The sequence below is a fragment of the Phycisphaerae bacterium genome (assembly GCA_035275405.1).
Classification (GTDB): Bacteria; Planctomycetota; Phycisphaerae; order UBA1845; family UTPLA1; genus DATEMU01.
In genome coordinates this window covers 103,497-124,506 of sequence record DATEMU010000004.1, presented here as the reverse complement: position 1 = coordinate 124,506, position 21,010 = coordinate 103,497, and the positions used below count along the sequence as shown (strand labels likewise).

The window sequence follows — 21,010 nt, the reverse complement described above, 5'->3', positions numbered from 1 at the left end:
TTGTGAACCGCGATAATCCGGTTGCGTGGAATATGCTGTACCCCTAGAATCGCCCCCTTGAACAAGGAGCCCCGTGTCCGGCGGCTTAGCACTTGAGAGCACCTGGATGGACATCGAAGAGATCAAGACCCTTACCGACCTGATGGTCGATAACGACCTTTCCGAGATCATGATCCGCGACGGGGAAAAGCGGATTGTCCTGCGCCGCGGCAGCGCTCCCGTCGTTCACTCGCCGTTACATCATGCGCCGCCGCCGCCCATGATGGCCGCTTCCGCAAACCCGCCGGTCGTCGCGGCGACGAGCCCGGTGGCCGATCCCGGACTTCAACCGATCGCCTCGCCGATGGTCGGCACCTTTTACGCCGCCGCCAATCCCGAATCGCCGCCTTTCGTCAAGACCGGCGACAAGGTCAGCCCCGAGACCGTGGTCTGCATCATCGAGGCCATGAAGGTCTTCAACGAGATCAAGGCCGAGCGGGCCGGCACGATCGAATCGATTGAGGTGCGCAACGGCGCGCCCGTCGAGTTCGGTCAGCCCCTGATGATGGTGCGGGTCGCTTGATGGCATCGGGCAAGGACTCCAATTCATCGGCGGCCAGCTTGTCGGCCAAAATGGCGGACGCCTTCGCGCGGAAGCCTGCCAAGGGCGGCGTGCAGAAACGCATGTTCTCCAAGATCCTCGTGGCCAACCGGGGCGAAATCGCGCTGCGCGTCCTCCGCGCGTGCCGCGAGATGGGGATCGAGACGGTCGCCGTGTTTTCCGAGGCCGACCGCGGGGCGCCGTATCTGACGCTGGCCAATGAGGCGATCTGCATCGGCCCGGCCCCCGCGTCGCAGAGCTACCTGCGGGCCGACCGAATCATCGCCGCGGCTGAGGTCGCGAACGTCGATGCGATCCACCCCGGATATGGATTTCTTGCGGAAAACGCGGATTTCGCGGAGCAGTGCCGGGCCAGCAAGATCGAATTCATCGGGCCGAGTTCAGAATCGATCCAGCTATTGGGCGACAAGGCCGCGGCCAAGAAGCTGGCCAGGAAGAGTCGCGTGAAGACGGTCCCCGGCAGCGAGGGCGTGGTCGAGGACGACGACGACGCCGTGAAGATCAGCGCGGAGATCGGCTATCCGGTCATGATCAAGGCCACGGCGGGGGGCGGCGGGCGCGGCATGCGGATCGCGCACAACGAGGCGACGCTCCGGACGCAGATTCGCAACGCCCGGACCGAGGCGGAAAACGCCTTCAAAGACGGTCGCGTCTATATTGAAAAGCTCGTGGAGCAGCCGCGTCACGTCGAGGTGCAGATCCTTGCCGACCAGCACGGCAACTGCGTCCACCTGTGGGAGCGCGACTGCACGCTCCAGCGCCGCCATCAGAAACTCGTCGAGGAATCGCCCTCCCCGGCGATCAACGAAAAGACGCGGAGCGGCCTGTGTGAGGCCGCCGTCAAGCTGGTCCAGGCCGCCGACTACTTTTCTGCCGGGACGGTCGAATTCATCGTCGACAAGGGCGGCAGCTATTACTTCCTTGAAGTCAATACGCGGATTCAGGTTGAGCATCCAGTGACGGAGCTAATCACGGGCGTCGATTTGATCAAGTGGATGATCCGCATCGCGGCGGGGGACAAGCTGACGCTCCGGCAAAAGGACATCCCGCGCAGCGGCTGCGCGATCGAGGTGCGGATCAACGCCGAGGACACCGAACACGGCTTTCGTCCGGCGCCGGGACCGATTGCCGAGTTCCGCCCGCCGGGCGGTCTGGGGGTGCGTTTCGATTCGCACGCCTGCGCCGGCTACACCATCAGCCCCTACTACGATTCGCTCGTGGGCAAACTGATCGTACATCGCAAAAACCGTGAGGAAGCGATCCGTACCATGCGCCGCTGCCTCGACGAGTTCCACATCGCCCCACTCAAGACGACGATCCCGCTGCTGCGCCAGATCTTCCAGAACTCCGACTTCCTGAACGCCAACATCGACACCGGCTTCATCGAGCGGATGATGCAGAAGTAGTTCCCCCCGCATCAAAAGAAATGCTCGTTCATTTCGCGCAAGAATGCATCGGTCAATTCGACGGGCGCAGCAGATGGAATCACTGAATCAATGCCACAGCGGGGGCACAAGGCCGTCGTACCCCTCCCTTCGTGAACGTCTATCCATCGCTCGATCTCACTCGGTTGGAAAATCTCAAGACAATAAAAACAGGCGCATCGATCGCTCCGTTCGATCAACGAGCGGTGATTCGAGCTATATCGATGCCAAGCCCGTAATTCAGATGTTCGCATCGCAGCACCATCTGCCTGACTACGATGAATAATAAGTCGGTAATTCGCTAAGCGCCTTTAGGCTTAGGGTAATTTTGTCGTTGCTTTGAGAGCCGTCTCGACTCAGTAACACCGCTCTCCACCCCGCCTCCCTTGGCAACTCCACATCGCAAATTGGATCGTCGCCGACGGCGAGAATCTCGTTCGGCGCGACGCCGAGCATCTCCGCGATCCGCCGGTAGAACGCCGGATGGCCCTTGCCGAAGCCGGTTGCGCTCGCATCAAAATAATGATCCAGCCGCGACAGCAGTTCGTGCTTGCGGAGACCGATCATGAACTTCGGCAATGTCGTGAATGCGCAGGTCACCTTCCCCGCCCGCTTCGCCCCCTCGATCGCCTCCAACGCGCCGGGAAGAATCTCCATGTTATTGCGTGATTCGTACTCCGCCGCGACACAGGTCAAGAGGTCGAGCGGCACCATCACGCCCATCCGCGCGAAGACGAGGGCGAGATAGTCCGTCCACCCGACGATCTCACGTTTGGGGCTGTCGAAGAAAAAGACCGCCTGCCGGGCGGCCTCGAAGGATTGGTAGCTGATCTCGATGCCGAATCGGCCCAGGAGTCGCTGGACCTCGATCGGCTGGACCCGGCCAACCGGCCACCGGGCCAGCGTGTCGTAGACATCAAAGGCGACGACTTTGACGGACATGCCGCTATTCTCGCCCTCTGAAGCCTTACAGGCCAGTGAACGCGTTGAAAGAAGCACCCTCGGCGGGTTTGGTGGTTCGGACGACGAATGCTCTAGTCGCCCAATAGGCTGTCCGATATCTTGCGTAGTATCTGGAGAATGGCCGCCGGAATAGTGTTCGTCTCCGTATAATAGAGGAGTTGGGCGGCGCATTGAGCGGGTAGGACCGTGTATCTGAAGATCGACAAAGACCACCAGAGGTTTCGCCAGATCGTCAAGGGCAAGATCCGCGACGACCTGCGCAAGTTCCTCACGCGCGGCGAGCTGATCGGCAAGGAAGGCAAGAACCTCATCAGCATCCCCGTCCGCGGCATCGAGATCCCGCACTTCCGCTACGGCGACAACAACGACGGCGGCGTCGGCGCGGGCGACGCGCAGGTCGGCGATCCCGTGGATTCCGGCGACGGTGACCAGGGCCCCGGCGGAACGTCCCCCGGCTCGCACATCATGGAGGTCGAGGTTTCGCTGGACGAACTGGCGGACATCCTGGGCGAAGAGCTCAAGCTCCCTCGAATCAAGCCCAAGGGCCAGCACCAAATCACCTCGGAGAAGGATCGCTACAGCGGCATCCGCACCACGGGACCCGAATCGCTCCGGCACTTCAAGCGGACCTTCCGCGCGGCGCTGCGCCGGCAGATCATGGCCGGCACCTACGACCCCGACAATCCGATGATCCTGCCGGTGCGGTCTGACCGGCGGTATCGCAGTTGGAAGACCGTGCTCAAACCGCAGTCCAACGCGGTGCTGATCTACATGATGGACGTATCCGGATCGATGGGCGACGAGCAGAAGGAACTGGTGCGGCTGGAGGCGTTCTGGATCGATGCCTGGCTGCGGCGGAATTATGAAGGCATCGAAAGCCGGTACATCGTCCACGACGTCCGCGCGGCGGAGGTGAATCGCCAGACTTTCTTCCATATCCGCGAGGATGGCGGTACCAAGATCTCCAGCGCGTTCAAGCTCTGCAAGAGCGTCATCGACACGCACTACAGCCCCTCGGAGTGGAACATTTACATCTTCCACTTCTCCGACGGCGACAATTCCAGCGAGAGCGACTCGCGGGAATGCTGCAAGATGCTGCGGGACTCGCTCCTGCCGCAGATCAACATGTTCGGCTACTGCCAGGTGGCCAGCGCCTACGGCAGCGGCAACTTCATCAATGTCATCCACGAACACCTGGACGACGTCGGCAACGTGGTGACCAGCCGGGTGAACACCAAGGACGACATCTACGACTCCCTCAAGGCCTTTTTCTCCCCAGGAAAGTAGTGATGAGGGCCACTTGGGCCTGTAGGACCAATATCCCATGAGTCTCCACCACGCCCGACCCGATCTGGCCCGCTACGCAAGGGAAATCTCGGCGATTGCCCGCGCCGCCGGCCTGGACTTTTTCGAGACGCGCTTCGAGCTGGTCGATTTCGACACGATGCAGGAGATCGCGGCGTTCGGGGGCTTCCCGCAGCGATATCCGCATTGGCGCTTCGGCATGGAATACGAGCGGCTCCGCAAGCAGCACGTGTACGGTCTGGGCAAGATCTACGAAATGGTCATCAATAATGACCCCTGCTACGCCTATCTCGTTGCGGACAACTCGACGGTCGATCAGAAGCTGGTGATGGCCCACGTCTATGCGCACTGCGACTTCTTCAAGCACAACTACTGGTTCAGCAAGACCAATCGCAAGATGATGGACGAAATGGCCAACCATAGCACGCGCATTCGTCGTCACGTCGATCGACTCGGCTTTGAGAAGGTCGAACGGTTTGTGGATATCTGCTACTCGCTGGATAACCTGATCGATCCCCACGCCATGTTCATGCAGCGGACCGAGGCCGACGCCGCCCCGACGACGATGTCGGCCGAGCGGCAGGTCGAGGGCAAGATCGTCCGCCTCAAGAGCAAGCCCTACATGGAATCCTGGATCAATCCGCCCGAGGCGACGAGGCTGCAGCGCAAAAACCTGCTCGCCCAGCATGAAAAGAAAAAGAGCGTTCTGCCCAAGCAGCCGCTGCGGGACGTGCTGAAGTTTCTCGTGGAACACGCCCCGCTCGAGGACTGGGAGGCCGACATCCTCTCCACCATCCGCGAAGAAGCCTACTACTACGCCCCGCAGGGCCAGACCAAGATCATGAACGAGGGCTGGGCGACCTTCTGGCACAGCCGTCTGATGACCACCAAAATCCTCGCCGACGACGAGATTATCACCTACGCCGACCATCACAGCGGCACGGTCGCCATGTCCCCCGGTCAGATGAACCCGTACAAGATCGGCGTGGAACTCTTCCGCGACATCGAGGATCGCTGGAACAAGGGGCGTTTCGGCAAGGACTACGAAGAATGCCGCTCGATGGAGGAGCAGCGCAAGTGGGACAAGAAGCTTGGCAAGGGGATGGAAAAGGTCTTTGAGGTCCGCCGCATCCACAACGACGTGACGTTCATTGACGAATTCCTGACCCCCGAATTCGTCGACCGCTTCCGCCTCTATCACTACCGCTTCGATCCCTCGACGCGGCGCATGGTCGTGGTCAACCGCGACTTCGACAAGATCAAGGCTCAGCTCCTCTTCATGCTCACCAACCACGGTCAGCCGTATCTCTACGTGCTCGACGGCAACTACGCCAATCGCGGCGAGTTGTACCTCGGCCACAAGCACAACGGCGTGGACCTGGACATCAAGTACGCATCGCTGGCGCTGCGAAACGTGCAGCGGATCTGGCGGCGGCCCGTGCACCTGCAAGCGCTGATCAACGACGAGATGGTTCTCTTCTCCCACGACGGCGAGCAGTCGCAGCAGCAGAAGATCCACTCCGACATGCCCACGCCGGCGCATGCGCTCTAAGACCTGTTTAGGTAGTCATGTGATTCCGCGTAAACGGAGACCCGTCTTGCGGTCGTGGCTCGGCCGGTGCCTCGCCCTCTCTGTGTCTTGATCGCGTAAGGCGCGAGGCGGCCGGGGCATCACAGGGCGATGACCTAATTCAACTCTCCATCCACCGGACCGATATACTCGGCGTCGTTGTCGTAGGACGGATCGAAGCCGTCGGGCAGGCCGTTGTCGTTGGCGTCGTCCTGATCGGGGTAATTGTCGTTGGCGTCGGCGAGACCGTCGCCGTCGTAGTCGTTTTCCAGACCGTCCAGGACGCCGTTGCCGTTCGCGTCGGCGGTGTCGGGATAGGTGTCGTAGGCGTCGGGCGTGCCGTCGCCATCGGCGTCGTTTTCCTCACCGTCGGGCACGCCGTTGCCGTTGGCGTCATCATCCAGGGGATATTCGTCAAAGAGATCGGGGATGCCATCGCCGTCGGCGTCCTGCGCAAGGGCGTCGGGATCCTCCCAGTTCGGAACACCGTCGGCGTCCCAATCGCCATCCGAACCGTCGGTCACACCGTCACCGTCGTGGTCGGGGTCGTCCGGCCATTCATCAAAATCGTCCGGGATCCCGTCGCCGTCGCTGTCGGTCATGGCCGCCAGGTCGGCTTCGCTGATCGGGGGAACGGTCTGGCCGGGAAAATTCTGAGAAAGAACGCCGGAGTCAAACATGGCGTTCAGCACCTCGGTGCTGCAACCGCTCATCGCCGGCAGAAGGGCGAGGGCGGCGACTAGAATCACCATCGAAGGAATACGGCACAATGGATGTACGCGAAGTTTCATTGAAGCGTTCTCGTGATGGACACGAGCCGCCCGCCTCCGGTATTCGGGCGGACGGTACTATTGATATCCAATACGCGGCTGCTCTTGGCAAAGGATTAAGGGAGCCGAAGATGCCGGGGTGGGGGCGGCGGGGCTTATTCCTGGGCGTTTCTCGGACGCTGTGAAGAATGCTGTTATGGGGGCCGTTTCGACGGTTCGCTGAAGGGCGTTGACACCCCGTTCCAGTCCGGTTACGCTTCCCGACCGCATTCAATTGATCGAATGCGAGAATGTCTCTCCCCAAGAGGCCGGCCGATGGCGCCAAAGTGCGGCGGCGGTCTGAGGGCATCGTGGCACGCGGCCCGGTGCTCTAGCCTCGGGAGTGGACCCAATCGATGCCGCGTCCAATCTGGCCCCGGTGGGCCAAGCTTTTGTCCGGTCGAAGTGACGACCGAGCCTAAGACGCTGCCGTTTGGCGAAAATAACGCTACACCATTACCCGGTAGTGTAATGGTAGCACAACAGGTTTTGGTCCTGTTTGTCGAGGTTCGAGTCCTCGCCGGGTAGTTTTTTTGCCGGGAAATCGCCAGTGGCTTCAGATTCGCAAAGCAAAATGCCATCGTCCCGCGGCCTGGTCGCGATCGTCCTCGCGGCGGGGCGGTCGACGCGGATGAAGTCCGACCTGCCGAAGGTCATGCATGAGATCTGCGGACAGCCGATGCTGGCGTACGTTCTGGATGCCTGCCGCCAGGCGGGGATTGAGCAGTGCTACGTCGTCGTGGGCTTTGGGAAGGAATCGGTCATTGCGGCGTTCGGCGCCGAGCCGGGCGTTTCCTTTGTCGAACAAACGGAGCAAAAAGGTACGGGCCACGCGGTGCTGATGTGCGAGGATTCCCTGGCGGGCTTCGAGGGCGACTGCGTTGTGATCGCCGGCGACATGCCGATGATCCGCGCGGAAACGCTGCGGACGCTGGTCGGCAGCCATCGCGCCACCGGCGCGACGGCCTCGCTGGCGACGACGGTGCTGCAGGATCCGACGAGTTACGGACGAATCCTCCGCGATAAGGACGGCTCCTTCGCCGGGATCGTCGAGCACCGGGATTGCACGCCGGAGCAGTTGGAAATTCGCGAAGTCAATCCCAGCTATTACTGTTTCGATGCGACGGCGATGTTTGACGCCCTTTCGCAGGTCACGCCGAACAACGCCAAGGGCGAATATTACATCACGGACGTCCTCTCGATCCTGCGCTCGTCGGGAAGAACGGTTCGGGCGAGTACGAGTGTGCCCGCGCAGGACGCGACGGGCATCAACTCGCGGGCCGATCTGGCCGAGGTCGCGCGGCTGATGCAGCGGCGCATCCAGGACGCGTGGATGGAGCGGGGCGTGACGATCGTCGATCCGGTGAATACGTGGATTGACAGCCGCGTTGCCATTGGGTCAGAGACGGTCATCAAGCCTTTTTGCTTTCTGGAAGGCAATGCCCGCATCGGCGCGGGATGCACGGTCGGACCTTTCGCGTACGTCGCGAACGGCGCGGTGGTGAACGATGGCGCGCGGGTGGGCCCGGGCGCGCTCTCGGCGCTGGACACGGTGGGGGGGGCGCGGCCTATTTCGAACGCGCCGGCCAAGCGAACGGTGCAGGTGGTCCGGCGGCCGCCCGCGCAGAGTTCCATTGTCGGAGGGGCGTCATGATGATGCACAATCAACCCGACGGCGAATTAAAAGTCTTCAGCGGGCGGGGCAACCCCGCGCTCACGGACGCGATCTGCAATTACTTGGAGATCCGTCCCGGCCGGGCGCATGCCGAGACGTTTCCCGACGGCGAATTGTTCGTCAAGCTGAACGACGACGTCCGCGGGCGCGATGTGTTCGTGATTCAGCCGACCTGCCGGCCGGTGAACGACAATCTCCTCGAAATGCTCGTATTCATGGACTGCCTGCGGCGGGCGTCGGCGCGGCGGATCACGGCGGTACTGCCGTACTTCGGTTACGCGCGGCAGGATCGCAAGGACGAGGGGCGCGTGCCCATTACGGCCAAGCTGGTCAGCAACCTGATCCGCGAGGCGGGGGCCGATCGCGTCCTGACGATGGACCTGCACGCGGCGCAGATTCAGGGCTTCTTCGATATCCCCGTGGACCATTTGCAGGCCGAGCCGGCGTTTACCAAGCACTTTCAAAATCTGGATTTCAAGAACGTGACCTTTGTCAGCCCCGACGTCGGCAACGTCAAACGGGCCCGCATGTACGCGGAGAAGGTCGGGTGCGATCTGGCGGTGATCGACAAGCGGCGCACCAGCGGCAGCACGGCGATCATGTACAACATCATCGGCGAGGTGGAAGGCCGCGATGTCGTCATGATCGACGACATGATCGCGACCGCCGGGACGGTCTGCGAGGCGGCGCGGCTGGTCATGGACCGGGGGGCCCGGAGCGTTCGCGGGGCGGCGACTCACGCGGTGTTCGCGGGGCCGGCCCTGGAGCGGCTGGCGGCGGCGCCGTTCACGGAAATTGTCGTCGCCGACACCATTCCAATGTCCAACGAGGCCCGCAAGAGCCTGCCGAATCTCGTCCTGCTCAGCGTGGCGGACATTTTTGGCGAGGCCATCGCGCGGATCCACAAACATCGATCGGTCAGCAGTCTGTTTAATTCGTGAGGACGATTTCATGGAGATTCCCACCATCAAGGCAGAGTCGAGGCAGGCGGCCGGATCGCGCGCGGCGGCGCGTCTGCGGCGCAAGGGCAAGTTGCCCGCCATCGTGTACGGTCATAAGCAGGATCCGCTCGCCGTGGCCCTGGAGATGCGCGACGTGGAGTTACAAATTTCGCACGGGGCGCACCTGGTAAACCTCGACGTGCAGGGCAAGGTCCAGCCGTGCTTGATTAAAGACGCGCAATACGACCATTTGGGCGCCGAGTTGGTCCACCTCGACCTGGCCCGCGTGGATTTGAATGAGACCGTCAAGGTCCACGTGACCCTGGAGCTTCGCGGCACGCCGAAGGGCGCGGCCGAGGGCGGCCAGTTGCGGCAGGACCTGATGGAACTGGAAGTCGAGTGTCTGGTGACGAACATTCCGGAGAACATCCGTGTGAGCGTCGCCGATCTTGCGCTCAATCAGGTGCTCTACGTCAAGGACCTCAAATTGGATGCCGGCATTCGCGCCGTCAACGATCCCGAGACGGTCGTGGCGACCTGCCGGGTGCCGCAGGTGCAGGCGGAGGTCTCGACCGAGGCGGCGGCGCCCGTGGAAGGCGCGGCGGAGCCGGAGGTCATCGCCAAGGGCAAGATTGAAGAGGAAGGCGCCGAAGGCGCTGAAAAGGAAAAACCGGCCAAAGCGGCGAAGGAATGAAACTGATCGTCGGCTTGGGAAATCCGGGACGGCAGTATGCCCGGACGAGGCACAATGTCGGCTACCGTGTGGCGGAGCAATTGTGCGAGCGCTGGCAACTGGGGACCTGGCGGGAGAAGTTCTCCGGCCTCGTCGCCGAAGGTCTGGCGGCGGGCGAACGGGTGTGCTTGCTGCGGCCGACGACTTTTATGAATTTGAGCGGCAAGAGCGTCGTGGCCGCCGTGCAGTTTTATCAGTGTTCGCCGGTGGATGTGCTGATCGTCTCGGATGACGTGGACCTGCCGTTGGGCAGGCTGCGGATGCGTGGCAGCGGATCAGCGGGCGGACAGAAGGGTTTGGATGACGTCCTGCGCTGCCTGGGCACGCAGGAAATCGCCCGGCTGCGATTGGGAATCGGCCGACCGGCCCGGGGCGACGTGGCGGATTATGTGCTCGGGACGTTTGCCGAGAGCGAGGCGCCGGTCGCGGAAGCGATGATTCCAAAGGCGGCTGAAGCGGTGGAATGCTGGTTGAACGACGGGATCCACGCGGCCATGAATCGCACGAACCGGGCGGAAGACGCGGACGAACAGTAAAGTACAGGGAGAATTGAACGTGAAGAGTTACGAAGCGATGTTTCTGATGGATGCGGCCCTGGCAACGGACTGGCCGGCGGCGGAGGCCGAAGTGCGGAGAGTTCTGGATCGCGCCTCGGCCAAGGTGCTGGGACTGAAGAAGTGGGATGATCGAAAACTCGCCTACTCGATCGGCCTCCACAAGCGCGGTCTGTACGTGCTCGCCTATTTCGAGGCCGAACCGGATAAGATCACGGGCATCGAGCGGGACGTGCAGCTCAGCGAGAAGCTGGTGCGCGTGCTGGTGATTCGACGGGATCGATTGACGCCGGAGGACGTGGAGAAGGCGATGGCCGCTGCCGCGCCGCCCAAGACGCTGTCCCGCGGCGATGAGTGGAGCGCGGCCGGTCGCGGTCGGTTCGGCGCGCCGGGTGAAGGCCCGGAGGCCCTCCCCCCGGTGGAGGACCTGGACGCCGTGTCGGCGGTGGCGGTGGCCGATCTTCCCGACGAGATCGAGAGATAAGGAGCTTCGTGCGGCCGAGCACTTGATGCCAGGCGCGTGAAAGGAATGGACCATGGCGAATTTCAATAAGGTGATCCTGGCGGGCAATTTGACGCGCGATCCGCAGCTCTCGTACCTGCCGAGCAATACACCGGTCTGCGAATTCGGCATGGCCATCAATCGAAAATGGAAAGGCCAGGATGGGCAATCGCGCGAAGATGTTTGTTTCGTCGACATGCGTGCGTATGGAAGGCAGGCTGAGACGCTGAACCAGTATATGAACAAGGGAAAGCCGTTGATGGTCGAGGGTCGTCTCAAGTACGACCAATGGCAAGGCAAGGAAGGGGAAAAAAGAAGCAAGCTCTACGTGGTCGTGGAGAATTTTCAATTCATCGGCGCCCCCTCCGGGGGGCAGCGCGGACCCGGCGGACCTCCGCCCGGGCGCCCTGCCGAGCCGGCGAGGGGTGGCGGTATGGATGAGATGCCGCCGGTTGAGGAAGTGGCGCCTGCGGGCGAGGATATTCCGTTCTAAAGGACGATTGGCCCAGAGAGGTAGATTATGTCAGGATTCGGATTTGGATTTCGGAAGAAGGACAAGAAATTCGACAAGAAAAAGCAGCAGAAGCGCCTGCGCACCCGCGAGGTTGCCAAGTGCCGCTTCTGCCGTGAAAAGATCGACGAGATCGACTACAAGGATCTCGCGTCGTTGCAGAAATTGGTCAGCAACCAGGGCAAACATTTTTCGCGCAAGCGCAGCGGAAACTGTGCGCACCATCAGCGCTCCAGTTGCCGGGCGATTAAGCGGGCGCGGTTTATCGGCTTGATGCCGTTTTGCGGATAGGAGCGATAGATACTATGAAACTGCTCTTACGAAAAGACATCGACAAGCTGGGTCTCTGCGGCGACATCGTCGAGGTGTCGTCCGGATACGCCCGCAACTACCTCCTGCCGCACCATCTGGCCCTCGAACCGACTTCGGCAAACCTCAAGTCGATCGAGGAAGACAAGAAAGTTGCGGCGCAGGAGCGCGAACGCATCAAGACGCTGCTCAAGCAGACCGCCGACCGGCTGGCCGGCGCGGAAGTGACGATCAGCGCCGCCTGCACGCCCGACGGCCACCTGTACGGCTCGGTCGGCCCGCGGGAAATCTCCCACGCGCTCATGCAGGAGGGCCACAGCGTTCACGCCGACCAGATCAAGATGTCGCACAACCTCAAGGAAGTCGGGGCGGTCGAAGTCCCGGTGGTCCTGTCGGATGATATTCGGGCATCGGTAAAGGTGTGGGTCGTCGCCGAAAAGACCCTCGGCGAGGGCGAAGAAGAAGGATCGCGAACGGAGGACAAGGATGACCAGAATCGCACCGCCGCCGACGCCAGCGCTCAACCGACCGACGCCGGGAGTTCGAACAACTGATCCCGCCGCCGCGGGCAAGCTCCCGCCGCAGGACCTGGAGGCGGAGATCAGCCTCCTGGGCTCGATGCTGCTCGATCGGGACTCGATCGGCCTGGTCCTGCAGATCATCCCGCGGGATCAGTCGGGCCGCTTCTACCGCGCGGACCATCGCCTGCTCTTCGAGACGCTGATCGACCTGTACGACGTCAACAAGCCGATCGATCTGATCGTTTTGGAGGACGAGCTGCGCAAGCGCGGCCTCCTCGAAGAGGTCGGCGGCCGCGACTATCTCGTCGATCTGTGTGAATCGGTACCCAGCGCGGCAAACAGCGAATACTACGCCCGGATCGTGCGCGATAAGGGCCTGTTGCGAGATCTGATTCAATGCAGCCACACGATCCTGCAATCCGCCTACGACGACCAGGAGGAGGCGTCGCACATCCTCGACGCGGCGGAGAAGCACCTGTTCGAAGTGACCGAGCAGCGCGTCTCCAACCAGGCCGTGGCGATCCGCGATTTTCTCGACGAGACGATGCGGCAGATCGAGACCTTGCAGGAAGGCGCCCTGACCGGAGTGGCGACAGGATTCACCGAGCTCGATTCAATGCTCGGGGGAATGCAGCACGGGGATTTCGTCGTCATCGCGGCGCGGCCGAGCATGGGCAAGACGGCGCTGGGACTGTCGATGCTGGAGTACATCGGGATCGTCGAGAGCCTCCCCGCCGCGTTCTTCTCGATGGAAATGAGCAAGCTCCAGATCGCCCAGCGCATGCTCTGCTCGCACGCCCAGCTTGACTTGAAACGGCTGCGGCACGGCAAGCTGAGCGAGGCGGAAAAAACCAAGCTCAAGCTTATCTGCGGCAACATGCGCAACTACAAGCTGTTCATCGACGATACGCCGGGAATGAGCGTCATGGAGCTGCGGGCCAAGGCCCGGCGGCTCAAGATGCTCCACGACATCAAGGTCGTCTTCGTCGACTACCTGCAATTGATGTTCGACCGGGCGTCGAAGGAGAACCGCCAGCAGGAGATCTCGGCGATCAGCAGGGGGCTCAAGTCCCTGGCCCGCGAGTTAAACATCCCCGTGGTGGCGTTGGCCCAGCTCAATCGCCAGGTGGAGGGCCGCGAGGGCAACCGCCCGCGGATGAGCGATCTGCGCGAAAGCGGGGCGATCGAGCAGGATGCGGACGTGGTGATCCTGCTCCACCGCGAAGAATACTATCTTCACAAGAAGAAGAACGCCTCGGCGGAGTTCTCCGAGCAGTACAACAAAGTGAAAGGCAAGGCGGAATTGATCGTCGCCAAGCAGCGCAACGGCCCGACCGGCGACGTCGAGCTGCACTTCAACCCCGAGTTCACGCGCTTCGACAACGCCGCGCCGGCCTATCTCGACGACGGCGGCGCCTATACGAGCCAATCCTACGACGCGATACCCGATGTCGGCCCGATGGGGGGTCCGGAAGACGAAGGCGCGCCGTTCTGAGGGCGGTCCGCATGGCGAATTCCGACCAGTCCAATTAGAATCCATGTTGTGCAGACCACGTGCCGCCGTAGCTCAGTTGGTAGAGCAGCGGTTTTGTAAACCGCAGGTCATCGGTTCGAGTCCGATCGGCGGCTGTCTCGAATGCGAGGTTTGAAGCGTTTCGAAAACCTCGCACCGCTGCCCTAACCTTGAAGCAGCGCGTCCACGATTCCCTGAATGTCCGCGCTGTCGAAGCTGTTGTCGCCGTTGAAATCGCCAGGGACGACGCACACCGAGAGTGTCGCCGGGCTGCTTGTCACGCCGATCGTGCCGTTGCAACCGCCCGTGATATGCACGTCGTACGAACCGACCTCGGCCGCCGTGACGCTGCTCACCGTCAGGGTGTCGGTGGCCGCGCCGCTGAAAGGGCCGCCGTCGGTCAGCGCCACGCCGTTCCGCCGCCATTGGTATGTGAATGGCCCCGTTCCCGTCGCCGTCACCGTAAAGATCACGGTCTCGCCGACGGCCACGAATTGGCTGACGGGTTGGGGGTTGATCCCGATCGACGGGCTGGTGTTAATTAGCACGGAGACGCTACTGCCGCCGTTGTTCGCTGAGACCATGTCGGGCTGGCCGTCGTTATTGAGGTCGCCAATCGCCACATGGAATGGGCTATTGCCGACATTGAAGTTGACCGCCGCCTGAAACGTCCCATCGCCGATGCCCCGCAATACGGAAATGTTCGCGGTGCCGCTATTGGCGACCGCCAGGTCAGGCCGTCCGTCGAGATTGAGATCGCCCATGGCCACGGATCGGGCGCCGCCGCCCGCGCCGTAGTTGACAAATGCCTGAAATGTGCCGTCACCGTTCCCCAACAGCACTGAGACATTACTGCCGCCGCCATCGTTCGCCGTCGCCAGATCGAGCCGTCCGTCACCGTTAACGTCGCCGACTGCAACCGATCGGGGACCGTTTCCTACGGCGAAGTTGACGGGCGCCTGGAACGTGCCATCTCCATTGCCCAGAAGGATCGAGACATCACTGCTGAAGTTATTCGCCACGGCGAGGTCGGGAATCCCGTCACCGTTCATATCGCCGCTGGCAATCGATTGGGAACCGTTGCCCGCGACGTAGTTGACCATTGCCTGAAACGTGCCATCCCCGTTCCCCAGAAGCACCGACACATTCGTGCCGCCATTGCACGCGACCGCATGGTCCGGCGTGCCATCCGCATTCCAATCGCCGACCGCCGTGGCAAACGGGATTCCGGCGACGTTGTAGTTCGCAAACGATTGAAACGTCCCATCGCCGTTACCCAGCCGTACCGAGATGTTGTTGCTGGCGTTGTTCACCGAAGTCAAGTCGGGCTTGCCGTCGGCGTTCAGATCGGCGATCGCCACGAATCGTGGACCGTTGCCCACACCGTAGTTGTTCATGCTCTGAAACGATCCATCGCCATTGCCGAGCCGGATGGAAATAGTGCCGCTGCCTTCATTCGCGGTGGCCAGATCGAGCCGGCCGTCGCTGTTAAGGTCGCCAATGGCCACGCACCGGGGCGCGTTGCCCACGCCGTAGTTGACCGACGGGGCAAACGACGAGGGACATTGCCCGTCGGCGGCGGGAACAATCGCCAGACAGAGTGCGGCCGCTAGCACGCACGTGGTCCTGGGGCGTACCGCGACATTGGCCAATGTGGTTCGCCGAAATGGGAAATGCTTGCCCACAGATTGAATCAAGTGGCTCATGTTTCTCTCTCCTGTCTGCGCCGGTCGGCGCTTCGGGGGCTGGCCTGCCCTGCGTGCAGGCACCTGGCCGATGGATTCCTATCTTCTCGATCCGCGACATCCACAAGGACATGCGCAAGTGGCTGGGCCCGGACACCAAGTTCTTCGCCGAAGTCATGCCCGACCGTGCCCGAGCGAGGCTCACCGGATGAAGCATCGCGTGCCAGCGTCGGCACTTTGTGGCTTGAAGGCGTAGTTGCCGGGTCTGATTCAATGGAAACTCCTACCTACGACGCTGCCGCCAGCGGCCACACATCATCAGCGAGAAGCTAAGCAGCGCGGGGGGCAGAGCACCCGACGCGCAAGTTCCACAGGCGGCGTCGGGCGGTGGAGCAACTTCGCAGGCATCGCCGATGCCGTCAGAGTTCGCATCCGCCTGATCGGCGTTGAAGACGTCCGGACAGTTGTCGCAGGCGTCCGCCTTCCCATCACCGTCGGCGTCGGCCTGGTCAGCGTTGAATGCACCAGGGCAGTTGTCGCAGACATCGCCCTTGCCGTCGCCGTCCGGGTCCGCCTGATCGTCATTGGCCACGGTCGGACAGTTGTCGCAGGCGCTGCCCCGCCCATCGCCGTCGGAATCGGCCTGATCGGCATTGGGCGTTGACGGGCAATTGTCGAGCGAGCCGGGGACGCCGTCGTTATCCAGCGGATCGACGAAGAACATGATTGCCAGATTGTCCGCGAGGTGGCCCGTAACATTGCACTTCAGCCCCCCGCCGCCGTCCGGGTCGTAGGTCAGACCGTCATCTTCGAGGAGGTTTTCGATTCCCGTCGTTGAACTTCTGCCCATCTCGTTACCCGCGTCGAGAATCTGGACGAGGATGTCGCTGTTATCGAGCAGGATAAACTCAAAAGTAACGCTGTCCGCAAGGGTTTCGCGGTAGGTGTTGAGCCACTCGACGATGAAACACGCCCCGGGGTAGTCGTTGTAAGGGCAGCTTCCGGCAGGGAACGACTGATGAAAGGCGCTGCCGTTGGGAATCGCGTCGATCGGATCGAGCGCATCCCACAAGCCGGCGATCATGTTGTTGATACCGTCAGTGCTGGGCAGAGGGCAGTCATTGGTCTGGTCGCTGGCGGGGGCGGCGTCGCCTAAGTGCAGCCAGCCGTCGTCGTCGAGAAATGCGTTGGAGAAGTTCGCCCCGTAGAAACTGAACGGAAAGCCGATGGCCAGCGGCCCGGCGACGGTAGTGTTGCTAAATGGCGTGATCTGTGTCCCCGTGTTACTGATGTCAACGAACTGGAAGGGGGGTCCATTCAGCGCGTTGGAGTCAATGAACCGATGACCGAAGCGATCGTTACCGCTCGCGCTGGGAAACGGATCGCACGCATCGCCGATGCCATCTAGATCTTCGTCCTCCCGTCCCGGGTTCGGATCGTTCGGGCAGTTGTCGCAGGCGTCTCCGACGTTGTCGCTGTCGCCGTCGGGCGCCGTGCACGTCGTTATCTCCAAAGTCCAGTTTTGCAAGGTTCCCGTGTCGCCCGCGGAGTCGTCGGCGACGGTCAGCGTCCACATTCCGTTGGGGTTTTCACCGATCAGTGCGGCGAAGGCCTCTTCCGGCGCCAGCGGAGTCTCGGTGACACCCGGCGCAGGAGCATTGTCGTTCGCGGGGCCCGGCGGATTGGTCGCGCCCGCATTATCCTGCCACCACGTCCCATTGAAGGCGTCGTCACTTGTCCCCCCATTGTCCGTGCTGAGGGTGATGACAGTTCCGGCAGGCGACGTCAGCGTCATGTCAATATGGCCGGGAAACGTGTGCGTGATGGAGGTATTGACGCGCGCCGAACAGATCGTTCCCGTCAGTCCGTCGACATCGAGCGCGGAACTCACGCCCGCTGGGTTATTGTCAGGGATGGCGAAGGCCGCAAGTTGCGAAAACGAGCTGGTACCGGCAACCGTCGGCGGGGCCGAGACCGCTGAGATCAGAAGCGACCAACCGCACAAAGAGCCGATATCCGGAGCCGCGTCGTCGGCGATCGTCAGCGTCCACGTGCCGTTGGGATCCTGGCCCGCGAGGGCATTTAGAGGTTCCTCCGGCGCAACCGTGAGTTCCGCGACTCCGTCCGCGTACGTGGCGTCGCCGACCGGCCCCGGAGGGCTATCCTCGCCCGCCTGGTCGTCCCAGAGCGTTTCGCTAAAGACGTTGTCATTGTTGCCCCCGTTGTCAGTCGAAAGCGTGATGACGGTTCCTGCAGGCGACGTCAGCGTTATGTCGAGGTCGCTGGGAAACGTGTGATGGATGAAGGTCACGACATTCACGTCCCAGATGACGGACGGCAAGCCGAAAACCATAATCTGAGAGGTGATGCCGGCCGAATTGTTATCCGGAATAGCAACCGGGCAGCCGCCGTTGCTATGGCTACTCGGAGATGGCGCCCGACATCCTCCGGGCACCGGCGGGGCGGCGGCGCTCGAGCGTTCCCCCGCGATCACAAATGCCGCGCACGCGATGAGACCGCCGAGCCGGACTGCATTTCGGCTCGCAGGCCTATTGCTTGCTGATACTGATCGTGGCATATCTCTCTCGCCTCCAGAAAAGTACTTGGTTCCTTACGAAGGTGCGGATGCTCCGAGCGCCGCTTAAGCCGAAGGGCCTCCTCACTAATCTTTGCGGCCATAATTCCGCCGTCGTCCCCACATCATCAGCGAGAGACTTAAGAACGATGCCGGCAAAACTCCCGGCGCGCAGGTCCCGCAGGCCGCGTCGGGAGGTGGCGGAGGCGTGCAAGCATCACCTATGCCGTCGGCATTCGCATCAGCTTGTTCCGCATTGAATACGCCCGGGCAGTTGTCACAGGTGTCGCCCTTGCCATCGCCATCGGGATCGGCTTGGTCGGAATTGGAAACGATGGGGCAATTGTCGGCGCCGTTGGGCACGCCATCGCCGTCGTTATCGAACGCGAGGTTGTCGCACACGTCTCCCACTCCATCACCGTCGCCGTCAGTCTGATCGGTGTTGGGGACGAACGGACAGTTGTCGGCATCGTCAGGCACGCCGTCGAAGTCGCCGTCGTTGTCGAAGATCAGATACGACGGATTATCCAGCCCACCGGAGACGGCGGGGACGAAGGCGTCAATGAAGGTGCCGGTCGCGCCGTTGTAGCGCAGGACCCTGTCGGTGCGTTGACTGCTGACGTACAGGTTGCCGTCCGGGCCGAAGACCAGACCGAAGGGCACATCCAGCCCGCCGCTGGCGGCTGGGACGAAGGCGTCGATAAAGGCGCCGGTCGCGCCGTTGAAACGCAGGACACTGTCGGTGGAGCCACTGCTGACGTACAGGTTGCCGTCCGGGCAGAAGACCAACCCGTGGGGCCCATCCAGCCCGCCGCTGGCGGTGGGGATGAAGGCGTCGATGAAGGTGCCGGTCACACCGTTGTAGCGCAGGACGCTGTCGGTGGTTCCGCTGTTGACGTACAAGTTGCCATCCGGGCCGAAGACCAGGCCTTGGGGCTCATCCAACCCGCCGGCGCCGGCAGGGACCAAGGCGTCGATGAAGGCGCCAGTCGTGCCGTTATAGCGCAGGACCCCGTCTGTGTTTTCACTGCTGACATACAGGTTGCCGTCCGGACCGAAGACCAGGCCGTTGGGTGCATCCAGCCCGCCGGAAGCGGCCGAGACAAAGGTGTCGATGAACTCGCCGGTCGCGCCGTTGTAACGCAGGACCCTGTCGATGTCGTAACTGCTGACGTAGAGGTTGCCGTCCGGGCCGAAGACCAGGCCCGCGGGCCCAATCAGCCCGCCGCCGCCTGCGGGAACGAACGCGTCGATGAAGGCGCCGGCCGTGCCGTTGTAGCGCAGGACTTGGTCGGTGTTTCCACTGCTGATGAGCAGATGGACCGGCTGGGCCGACGCGCTGGACCCCGCGGTGAACACCAGGATTGCCGCCAACGCGGGGCTACACTTGTTGCCGATTCCCGAGTCACGATTCTTCGTCTTCATATAACTGGCTCTCCAAAGGGTTCGCTTGGTCGGCGGCGGCCGTCGCGTCGCCATCAAAAACGACAGACTCAACACCGCCGCGGGCATGGCGCCCGGCGCACAGGTTCCGCAAGCGACGTCGGGCGGTGGCGGTTGCGGCAGCGGCGCACAGGCGTCGCCGACGCCGTCTGAATCCGCGTCCGCCTGATCAGCATTGAACACGTCGGGGCAGTTGTCACAGGCATCGCCTTTGCCGTCGCCGTCGGTGTCTGCCTGATCGGCGTTGAATGCGCTGGGGCAGTTGTCGGCATCATCGGCTTTGCCGTCACCGTCCGTGTCCGGCGCGATCCTGAAGGCGTTGTCGCTGTTTGCTCCCGCTACGTAGATGTTGCTCGCGTCGTCCACGGCGATGCCGAATGGCGCGTCCAAGCCATGACCCGCACCGTCGCCGCCCGCGTCAATGACTTTGCTGATGACGCCGGTGGGAGTGATCTTGAAGGCGACGTCGTTGTTTTCGCTCGCTACGTAAATGTTCCCCACGGCATCCACGGCGATGCCGGTGGGACCATCCAGGACAGTGCTACCGTCGCCCGTCGCGTCGATGACCTGCGTCTTGACCCCGGCGGGCGTGATCCTGAAGGCGTTATTGCTGGCCGCCCCCGTCACGTAGGCGTTCCCCGCCGAGTCCACGAAAATGCCGAGGAAAGGAAAATCTAGGACATTTCCTGCGCCGTCGCCCGTCGCGTCGATGATCTCGGAAATGACCCCGGCGGGCGTTATCTTGAAGACGTTGTCGCTGTTCGCCCCTGCGACATACACGTTAAACGCGGCGTCGACCGTGATGGCGCGAGGACTATCAAGGTCCTGTCCGGGGCCAGCGCCGGCTGCGTCGATGATCTGCGTCTTGACCCCGGCGGGCGTGATCTTGAAGGCGTTATGGGTCTGGACACCGGTTACGTACACGTTGCCTGCGGCATCCACGGCAATGCCCGTAGGACCATCAAGTCCATTGCCCGGGCCAGCGCCGGTCGCGTCGATGATCTCAGTAATAAACCCCGCGGGCGTAATCTTGAAGGCGTTATCGCTGGACTGTCCTACGATGAAGGCGTTACCCTCGGCGTCCACGGCGATACTGCGGGGAAGCGTGAGGACATTACCCGCCCCATCGCCACTGTCGTCGATGATCTGAGTGATGCTTCCGCCGGGCGTGATCTTGAAGGCGTTGTTACTGCCCACGCCCGCGATATAAGCGTTGCCCGCCGCGTCTACAGCGATGCTCTCGATGCTTATGAGGTTTTGGCCTTCCCCGCCGGTCGCGTCGATGATCTCGGTGATGATGAGCTGGGCGCTTGCGCGACTCAGTCCGAGGGCGGAGACGGTCAGAATGGCGACGAGGGCGCGCGGCAAGCAACGAT

General features: G+C 62.2%; 18 protein-coding genes and 2 tRNA genes. 15 read left to right on the top strand and 5 right to left on the bottom strand.

Annotated elements, in window-relative coordinates; genetic code table 11:
• Positions 1 to 106 precede the first annotated feature (106 nt).
• Both accB and accC read left to right on the top strand, forming a co-directional pair.
• Positions 107 to 562, top strand: coding sequence for an acetyl-CoA carboxylase biotin carboxyl carrier protein (gene accB / locus VJZ71_07440; GenBank protein ID HKQ47883.1), 456 nt, complete (start codon positions 107 to 109; stop codon positions 560 to 562).
• 101 nt (positions 563 to 663) lie between these two features.
• Positions 664 to 2,007 (top strand): acetyl-CoA carboxylase biotin carboxylase subunit, encoded by a 1,344-nt coding sequence (gene accC, locus VJZ71_07435; protein HKQ47882.1) that lies wholly within the window; start codon positions 664 to 666, stop codon positions 2,005 to 2,007.
• Between the two features lie 291 nt (positions 2,008 to 2,298).
• Here the strand turns inward: accC and VJZ71_07430 are convergent, their stop codons facing one another.
• On the bottom strand, positions 2,299 to 2,967 hold the full coding sequence (locus VJZ71_07430) for an HAD family hydrolase (GenBank protein ID HKQ47881.1): 669 nt from the start codon (positions 2,965 to 2,967) through the stop codon (positions 2,299 to 2,301).
• A 207-nt stretch (positions 2,968 to 3,174) separates the two neighbouring features.
• On the opposite strand from VJZ71_07430, the gene VJZ71_07425 reads away from it, so the two are divergent.
• Positions 3,175 to 4,275, top strand: coding sequence for a DUF444 family protein (locus VJZ71_07425; protein HKQ47880.1), 1,101 nt, complete (start codon positions 3,175 to 3,177; stop codon positions 4,273 to 4,275).
• Between the two features lie 37 nt (positions 4,276 to 4,312).
• Complete coding sequence (locus tag VJZ71_07420; protein HKQ47879.1) at positions 4,313 to 5,845, top strand: SpoVR family protein; 1,533 nt, start codon at positions 4,313 to 4,315, stop codon at positions 5,843 to 5,845.
• Positions 5,846 to 5,979: 134 nt separating this feature from the next.
• Here the strand turns inward: VJZ71_07420 and VJZ71_07415 are convergent, their stop codons facing one another.
• Positions 5,980 to 6,654, bottom strand: a complete 675-nt coding sequence (locus tag VJZ71_07415) for a hypothetical protein (GenBank protein HKQ47878.1) — start codon at positions 6,652 to 6,654, stop codon at positions 5,980 to 5,982.
• Between the two features lie 475 nt (positions 6,655 to 7,129).
• On the opposite strand from VJZ71_07415, the gene VJZ71_07410 reads away from it, so the two are divergent.
• From VJZ71_07410 to VJZ71_07360, 11 genes are all read left to right on the top strand, one after another.
• A tRNA-Gln gene (locus tag VJZ71_07410) sits at positions 7,130 to 7,200 on the top strand.
• Between the two features lie 46 nt (positions 7,201 to 7,246).
• A complete protein-coding gene (locus VJZ71_07405; GenBank protein ID HKQ47877.1) occupies positions 7,247 to 8,326 on the top strand; it encodes an NTP transferase domain-containing protein in 1,080 nt (359 codons plus the stop codon).
• A complete protein-coding gene (locus tag VJZ71_07400; protein HKQ47876.1) occupies positions 8,323 to 9,288 on the top strand; it encodes a ribose-phosphate pyrophosphokinase in 966 nt (321 codons plus the stop codon). Before VJZ71_07405 ends, VJZ71_07400 begins: the two co-directional genes overlap by 4 nt.
• Before the next feature lie 10 nt (positions 9,289 to 9,298).
• A complete protein-coding gene (locus VJZ71_07395; protein ID HKQ47875.1) occupies positions 9,299 to 9,982 on the top strand; it encodes a 50S ribosomal protein L25 in 684 nt (227 codons plus the stop codon).
• On the top strand, positions 9,979 to 10,557 hold the full coding sequence (gene pth / locus VJZ71_07390) for an aminoacyl-tRNA hydrolase (GenBank protein ID HKQ47874.1): 579 nt from the start codon (positions 9,979 to 9,981) through the stop codon (positions 10,555 to 10,557). The genes VJZ71_07395 and pth overlap by 4 nt, the downstream gene beginning before the upstream one ends.
• A 19-nt stretch (positions 10,558 to 10,576) precedes the next feature.
• Positions 10,577 to 11,059: a 30S ribosomal protein S6 gene (gene rpsF / locus VJZ71_07385; protein HKQ47873.1), complete on the top strand. Its 483-nt coding sequence runs from the start codon at positions 10,577 to 10,579 to the stop codon at positions 11,057 to 11,059.
• A 52-nt stretch (positions 11,060 to 11,111) separates the two neighbouring features.
• Entirely contained in the window at positions 11,112 to 11,570 is a 459-nt protein-coding gene (ssb, locus tag VJZ71_07380; protein ID HKQ47872.1) for a single-stranded DNA-binding protein, read from the top strand.
• A 27-nt stretch (positions 11,571 to 11,597) separates the two neighbouring features.
• A complete protein-coding gene (rpsR, locus tag VJZ71_07375) occupies positions 11,598 to 11,879 on the top strand; it encodes a 30S ribosomal protein S18 (GenBank protein HKQ47871.1) in 282 nt (93 codons plus the stop codon).
• A 14-nt stretch (positions 11,880 to 11,893) separates the two neighbouring features.
• Positions 11,894 to 12,451: a 50S ribosomal protein L9 gene (gene rplI / locus VJZ71_07370; GenBank protein HKQ47870.1), complete on the top strand. Its 558-nt coding sequence runs from the start codon at positions 11,894 to 11,896 to the stop codon at positions 12,449 to 12,451.
• Positions 12,384 to 13,913: a replicative DNA helicase gene (gene dnaB, locus VJZ71_07365; protein HKQ47869.1), complete on the top strand. Its 1,530-nt coding sequence runs from the start codon at positions 12,384 to 12,386 to the stop codon at positions 13,911 to 13,913. Before rplI ends, dnaB begins: the two co-directional genes overlap by 68 nt.
• 61 nt (positions 13,914 to 13,974) lie before the next feature.
• A tRNA-Thr gene (locus VJZ71_07360) sits at positions 13,975 to 14,047 on the top strand.
• Positions 14,048 to 14,095: 48 nt separating this feature from the next.
• Here the strand turns inward: VJZ71_07360 and VJZ71_07355 are convergent.
• The 3 genes from VJZ71_07355 to VJZ71_07345 form a co-directional block, all read right to left on the bottom strand.
• Positions 14,096 to 15,637 carry an FG-GAP-like repeat-containing protein gene (locus tag VJZ71_07355; GenBank protein HKQ47868.1) on the bottom strand — a complete coding sequence of 514 codons (1,542 nt, stop codon included), beginning with the start codon at positions 15,635 to 15,637 and terminating at the stop codon, positions 14,096 to 14,098.
• Between the two features lie 262 nt (positions 15,638 to 15,899).
• A complete protein-coding gene (locus tag VJZ71_07350) occupies positions 15,900 to 17,957 on the bottom strand; it encodes a proprotein convertase P-domain-containing protein (GenBank protein HKQ47867.1) in 2,058 nt (685 codons plus the stop codon).
• Positions 17,958 to 18,278: 321 nt separating this feature from the next.
• On the bottom strand, positions 18,279 to 21,002 hold the full coding sequence (locus VJZ71_07345) for a thrombospondin type 3 repeat-containing protein (protein ID HKQ47866.1): 2,724 nt from the start codon (positions 21,000 to 21,002) through the stop codon (positions 18,279 to 18,281).
• Positions 21,003 to 21,010 lie beyond the last annotated feature (8 nt).

What these genes read in the sequence shown, in the direction of transcription:
- accB (HKQ47883.1), top strand. Translation starts at nt 107, where the DNA reads ATGGACATCGAAGAGATCAAGACCCTTACCGACCTGATGGTCGATAAC.
- accC (HKQ47882.1), top strand. Translation starts at nt 664, where the DNA reads ATGTTCTCCAAGATCCTCGTGGCCAACCGGGGCGAAATCGCGCTGCGC.
- VJZ71_07420 (HKQ47879.1), top strand. Translation starts at nt 4,313, where the DNA reads ATGAGTCTCCACCACGCCCGACCCGATCTGGCCCGCTACGCAAGGGAA.
- VJZ71_07355 (HKQ47868.1), bottom strand. Translation starts at nt 15,637, where the DNA reads ATGAGCCACTTGATTCAATCTGTGGGCAAGCATTTCCCATTTCGGCGA.
- pth (HKQ47874.1), top strand. Translation starts at nt 9,979, where the DNA reads ATGAAACTGATCGTCGGCTTGGGAAATCCGGGACGGCAGTATGCCCGG.
- rplI (HKQ47870.1), top strand. Translation starts at nt 11,894, where the DNA reads ATGAAACTGCTCTTACGAAAAGACATCGACAAGCTGGGTCTCTGCGGC.
- ssb (HKQ47872.1), top strand. Translation starts at nt 11,112, where the DNA reads ATGGCGAATTTCAATAAGGTGATCCTGGCGGGCAATTTGACGCGCGAT.
- VJZ71_07395 (HKQ47875.1), top strand. Translation starts at nt 9,299, where the DNA reads ATGGAGATTCCCACCATCAAGGCAGAGTCGAGGCAGGCGGCCGGATCG.
- rpsR (HKQ47871.1), top strand. Translation starts at nt 11,598, where the DNA reads ATGTCAGGATTCGGATTTGGATTTCGGAAGAAGGACAAGAAATTCGAC.
- VJZ71_07430 (HKQ47881.1), bottom strand. Translation starts at nt 2,967, where the DNA reads ATGTCCGTCAAAGTCGTCGCCTTTGATGTCTACGACACGCTGGCCCGG.
- VJZ71_07405 (HKQ47877.1), top strand. Translation starts at nt 7,247, where the DNA reads ATGCCATCGTCCCGCGGCCTGGTCGCGATCGTCCTCGCGGCGGGGCGG.
- VJZ71_07415 (HKQ47878.1), bottom strand. Translation starts at nt 6,654, where the DNA reads ATGAAACTTCGCGTACATCCATTGTGCCGTATTCCTTCGATGGTGATT.
- dnaB (HKQ47869.1), top strand. Translation starts at nt 12,384, where the DNA reads ATGACCAGAATCGCACCGCCGCCGACGCCAGCGCTCAACCGACCGACG.
- VJZ71_07400 (HKQ47876.1), top strand. Translation starts at nt 8,323, where the DNA reads ATGATGATGCACAATCAACCCGACGGCGAATTAAAAGTCTTCAGCGGG.